The sequence below is a fragment of the Bradyrhizobium sp. genome, from assembly GCF_049581145.1.
Taxonomy (GTDB): domain Bacteria; phylum Pseudomonadota; class Alphaproteobacteria; order Rhizobiales; family Xanthobacteraceae; genus Bradyrhizobium.
In genome coordinates this window covers 1-5,294 of record NZ_JBAURI010001046.1, presented here as the reverse complement: position 1 = coordinate 5,294, position 5,294 = coordinate 1, and the positions used below count along the sequence as shown (strand labels likewise).

General features: G+C 56.5%; 3 protein-coding genes and 1 pseudogene. 2 read left to right on the top strand and 2 right to left on the bottom strand.

What is annotated here, in order from left to right:
- Positions 1 to 688 precede the first annotated feature (688 nt).
- Positions 689 to 1,126: pseudogene (locus WCB02_RS33820) on the top strand (transposase); the annotation flags it as partial.
- 758 nt (positions 1,127 to 1,884) lie between these two features.
- Complete coding sequence (locus WCB02_RS33815) at positions 1,885 to 2,124, top strand: hypothetical protein (RefSeq protein ID WP_423965339.1); 240 nt, start codon at positions 1,885 to 1,887, stop codon at positions 2,122 to 2,124.
- 235 nt (positions 2,125 to 2,359) lie between these two features.
- Here WCB02_RS33815 and WCB02_RS33810 read toward each other — a convergent pair whose 3' ends face one another.
- Positions 2,360 to 4,636, bottom strand: coding sequence for a metallophosphoesterase family protein (locus tag WCB02_RS33810; protein WP_423965337.1), 2,277 nt, complete (start codon positions 4,634 to 4,636; stop codon positions 2,360 to 2,362).
- A gap of 252 nt (positions 4,637 to 4,888) precedes the next feature.
- The coding region (locus tag WCB02_RS33805) for a hypothetical protein (protein WP_423965335.1) at positions 4,889 to 5,294 on the bottom strand (406 nt) is incomplete at its 5' end.

The window sequence follows — 5,294 nt, the reverse complement described above, 5'->3', positions numbered from 1 at the left end:
GGGGACTCTAAATGGTCACTATGGCGATTGCTTCGTGAACAAACAGGAGGTGCGATCATACTCACACTCACTAAGTTCAACGCGCTTCAAAATCGTCAATTTTTCATAAACTAAACCGAGTATTCTTCAGACTTACACCCTGACACATTCTAGCAAGCAAAGCGGGTTGAGCAACTAACTTTTCAAATAGTCTGGTTGTGCCGGCCGCTGGTTCAATCTCCGCTGGATTCATTTCCTTACGGGATTCATTTTTCCTTCTTAGTTTCAAGCGCGAGAACCACAATTGTGCGCACTGCCGACATCTGTCACTCCGACGGACGACAAAATCCATTGCGGCTTCAATGCAGGCCACGTACGAGTGAGGCTCGTCGGCAACATGCGCTCACCGAGATAAGTTGAGACAATTAGTCGGCTAAGAGGCATACCAGTCATCCGGAAAAAGAATATGGGGCCACTCCATGCCGTTATCGTTGGTTGCCACTCTGTAACCGGCTTGTACTGGAGCCGTCACTTTTTCAATGTTCTTGCGTTCGATTGCCCTCGATCCGGCTGGCGATACTCGCCGCTGTCTCGATCTCTGCGTTCGTTCGCTCATTTTTTCCCGAAGTTAAGTCCGATCGCGGTCCAGTGACAACTCGCGGTGACTGACGCAGTTTTTGCGCCATTGCCATGCAAGCTTGGCTAAAAAATGCAGCTTCGCCGGAGCGAGCCGCTCTTCAGACAGGTGTCGTTCAACGAAACAAAGCGGAACTGGCGCGGAACGCATATGAACTGGTTCACAATCGGCGATGAGCAACGCAAGACCGGTTGGATGCGCGCGGACGCGGCAGGCGATCATGGTCCATGGCGGCAACAGGCGATCCTGGGTCGCAGGGATTGGGATGCTGATGCCTTGCGCGATATCGTGCGCGACTATGTCATTGAGAATTTGGCAGATAACGATGCTGTTCTCGTCATCGACGAGACCGGTTTTCTCAAGCAGGGCAAAGCGTCGTGCGGCGTAGCGCGGCAATACATCGGTTCCGCAGGCAAGATTGCGAACTGCCAGATCGGCGTGTTTGCCCCCTATGTTTCTCGTCATGGCCATGCGATCATCGATCGCGCGTTGTATCTTTTGATGGATTGGGTAGAGAGTTTATAGAAATCAGATAGTTAGATGGAGGTCGTGTGCAAATCCTGTGCACGCGGGTTCTACTTTTCTTTCACTTTCGTTCTCACGAAATTGCCCCCGATGACCGCCAAACGCCGTCGATCCTGCGCTGCGCGTCCCTGAGTAGGACGTAGTGAACTCACCCAGCGTTCGCCCGCTTGGCCAAGCATCAGCCCAAGCTTCTCAGAAGGATCCACCGGCGGCCCAGAACGCACACTGTCTTGCGCGAGGACCACGCGCCCGTACGGTTGAGCCCAGATGCCTGAAATCCAGAGCCTGCTTCTTCCTACCCTTCTACCGCGCCCCGACGCGATGAAATCATGGGGGCACAATAAACGGAGCCGCCGTGATTCGATTCAGGGCACTGGCCGCAACCGGCCAGACGAAGCGGCCCGCACAGGTGTTAGGAACACCTGCACGGGCCCAACCCTCAACATGGAGAGTGCCATGTCTCAGGCTGATTCTGCCTATACCACGAGTCGTACGATCCTTCCGGCCGGTCCGGCCCGTCGGCAGTTCGTCACCGGCGGTGCCGTTGCCGCCCTGGCCGCGGCTGTCACCGCCTCGCGGGCCGCCAGCGTTCCTGTCCCGGAGGCTCCCGACCCGATCCTCGACGCCATCGAGGGCCACCGCCGAGACTTCGAGGAATTAGGGCGCTTGCTCGCTGAGCAGGATGCTGCCGAGCGCGAGCTGCGGCGGGCGACCAAGGGCAGGCGGACCGGGCTGGAGGCCAGTTGGTTGATCTCTGCGAGGCAGAAGGACTGCTCGGCCGTATCGAGATGCAAGCCTCGCTTCGGCTCGCCAAGACAGTGCCGGCGAGCCTGACCGGAGCAGCCGCCGCGCTGCGGTATGTACGCGAGCGCTACGATGTTGGGCAATATCCTATGTACGAAGAGGATGGCTACCGCCTGCTCTCGACCGAACGCGCGATTTGCGCTGCGGCAGGTCTCGCCATTCCGCACCATGGTCGGTGATCAGCAATGACAGTGCGCGCTGGCAAACGCCGCAATCGGTTCCCGACGAAGGTCGTGGTGCTGCTGCCTGGAATGAACTTGCCGTTGCGGAGGCGATCTCCCCGGTTTCTTTCCAATTCGTTTCCGAGGTCGCAAGGAGAAAACGCGGCCCCGCACATTGAATGGCTCTTCGGAATTGTGGTGACTTGGCCGGCTCGATAACTTGACCAGGTCGGTCGAGCACAGCGAAGGGATGTCACACTCCCCCAGTCTTCGTGTGTTCACGCTTGTCCGGGTCGGCCAAACCTGCAGGCGGCACATGCAAGAAGCGGGGGTTAGGTGAGAGCCATTTCCTTGAGCTGATGTCCCAGGAGTTGCTGTACACATATTGGTCCGGCGCCCCGAACTCGATCGTCGAGCCGTCCGCGGTTGCTCTTCCCATCGCGATGTCCATCACGAGCTGCGTCCGCTCCCAATTAATGGCGAAGCGCGCGACGCCGATGCTCCGGCCCGGAGGGTTATTATCCTTGTCCGGCTTGATGGATCCAGGATCCAAATCCTCGTAGAGATGACCGTCGGACGGATTCTGAACGATCTTGCGGGGAACCACTGTGTGGTCATGCCCGTGAAACAGCGCAATCGTCTTGCTTTCGGCAAGCACGCGGAACAGTGAATACTGTTCATCTGACGTCCACTGAGTGTCGTGGTCGGGTCCGATATCTTCGTAGAAGCCAAAATGCTGCAGAAGGACAACGGCCACGCAACTGGCGTCGTCCTCGGCTAGCCGCAGTTCACTCTTGAGCCAGTTGAGACCGCCGGCCCTGTCGTAGCGCGTGTCGCCACCAAACCTGTGGAGTTGAATGAAACGTATTCCAGCGATCTGGAAGGAATAGTTGTGGCTTTGCTGCCTCCAAGTATCGTCTTGGTTGATCGTTTCGCCATAAGACGCCATAGGCCTTGCATCGATATTTTGGACAGGCTGCGGCATCGGTGCGTCGGCGAGCGGCGGATAGAAAGGGGCATATCGGTCTCGGATGTAGGCCCACATCTGGTTACGGAAGAAATCATCGAAAATATACCATTCTTGCGCATCGAGATCGTGATTGCCAAGACCACACAACACCGGCACCTGGGTTGCCTCGTTGCTGGCGCCAGGCTCAAAGAAGTGACGAAACTGCCCGAGTTTGGGTCCCCAAACCTGGCCGATAGCGGGAACCCCTCCTCCAAAGTCGGTCAAGTCGCCCTGGACCAAGAACGCAGCGGCCCTGCCGATCGGCTTGTCGCCGATGGTGGATAGTGTTGCAGGCCACAGGATGTTCGGCAGCTTGGAGATCGCGCCCACCACTGCCCGCGCGCAATCGAGGAAATCTTGGTCGCCCGGCTGCGCAATAAATTGAGGGTCGTTTCCGAACGCCACGACGAACTCGATGTCACCCATCTGAAAAAACGCACTCGACTGATAAATCCACGTGAGTCCGTTCATTACCGTGGTTGCCGAGGCCAGCGTTGCCACCTGCGTCGTTTGGTTTGTGGGATTGTTCGGATTGTAAGTGACGAAAAAGGGAACGCCGTCGATGGCAAGCTGAACTGCGAATTGATAACCGGGATTCCAAGTAGTCGTATAGAGCGGCTCCAGCCGAAGACCCTGCTGGTCGAGCCCAAAGCCGAGAATGGCCGTATTGAATCGATAGTTGGCAGGCGGGTGAGAAGAAGGCCCAGAATATTGGCTGAGTAGGAAGTAGGGTGTCAGGGTATCTTCACCAACGTAGAAAGGCGTAGCAAATTTCCACGCATATGGTCCGCCCTCGATGAATTGAGAAAAATCGGTCTTCAGCCCAGCAGAAAGGTCGGCGCAGTCGACGGGCGTCATCAGAAACAGGTTGTCTAGATTCGGCGAGGTTATCACGGGATTGTGCGCAATAAAATGGGGGGTGGGTGGTGCATTTGGGGGAAAGGAATAGAAAGTCGTGATGAAAACGTAGCTCGAACTCCACGCCGCGCTCCAGATGGCCTCCGACTGACTCAAGACGCCCTTGCTGGGATCCTTGTCGTCCACCAACTTGGTGACGAACGTGCTCAAACCCGACGTGCTCATCGTGCCCATGTGAAGAAGAAAGAACAGTCGATCCGGTTCGGGCTTGAATGAGGCAGCAACGGTAATCCGGTTGTACCAATCCGTGATTGACGCTGTCCAAATTGCGTTGGTGCCCTTGGTCGGATCCTGAGGGTCAACGAGCGCCCTGATACTCAAGCTGCCTGGCCAGCCAGCAGATCCCGTTCCCCATTGATAGCAGAGAAAATAGGGCTGACCGCCGATGATGAACATCTCGGCGAAATTGTAACCAATGGGATTTGGAGCGTTTTTCGACGGCCATTGCTCGCTACAGACTTCGAGGAAGCCCGCGCTGGGATCGCTGGGGTCCGCCAGCGTTGTGATAAGCACATTCTTGCCGTACGACGTACCCGACAAATCGTTGTAATAGAGGACGTAGGTGACACCGGCGACTTCAAACGAACTAGCGAACGTCGTCATTGGAACTGTCTCCGATCAATCAGGAATGCAGAAACTCCGGCGGAATAGCGGGGCGGCGCGTTAGTGGGCGACGGACGGCCACGCGCGGCAGAGACAGCAACTGCTCGGTCAACGCAGAGGCAGTCCGATCCGCCAGAAGGTGGCTCTGTCCTTGCGAAACCCTGCACAACATCACTGCACCCACAAGTCGCCATAAACGAAAAGTGCACCAAACCTCGTAGCCGTGCAAGCGTCCTTTTACGTGCTAATTTATTATTGCAATTTGGGAGAGTTCTCAGCTTCGTAGGTTCTGCCTACAAGCTCGATCGATACGACAGAATTGCGGGCGCGGGTGGACGACAAGAAGGTTGCGCTGGTCTTTCGCAAATTGCCGGTTGGCGCTTTGTAGCGCCTTCCAGAGAAGGTGGGCGTCATCACCCAAAAAACACCACCGAGTGGACGATATGGCGCCTTCACCTCGACGTTGATGCCGCCGCTTTCGCATTTGATCAAGTACTCCAGGCACTTCGCGCCTTGGCCCCTTGGCGGCACAAGTTCAAGCCGCCGTCGGCCAGCTAGGTACCATGCCCCGAAGCACTCGCTGATTGCAGAGAAGAAATTATCGTCGTCTGTGCCGGTTAGTCGAGCACTGAGCTCAACTCCATTTGGTCCTTCAAAC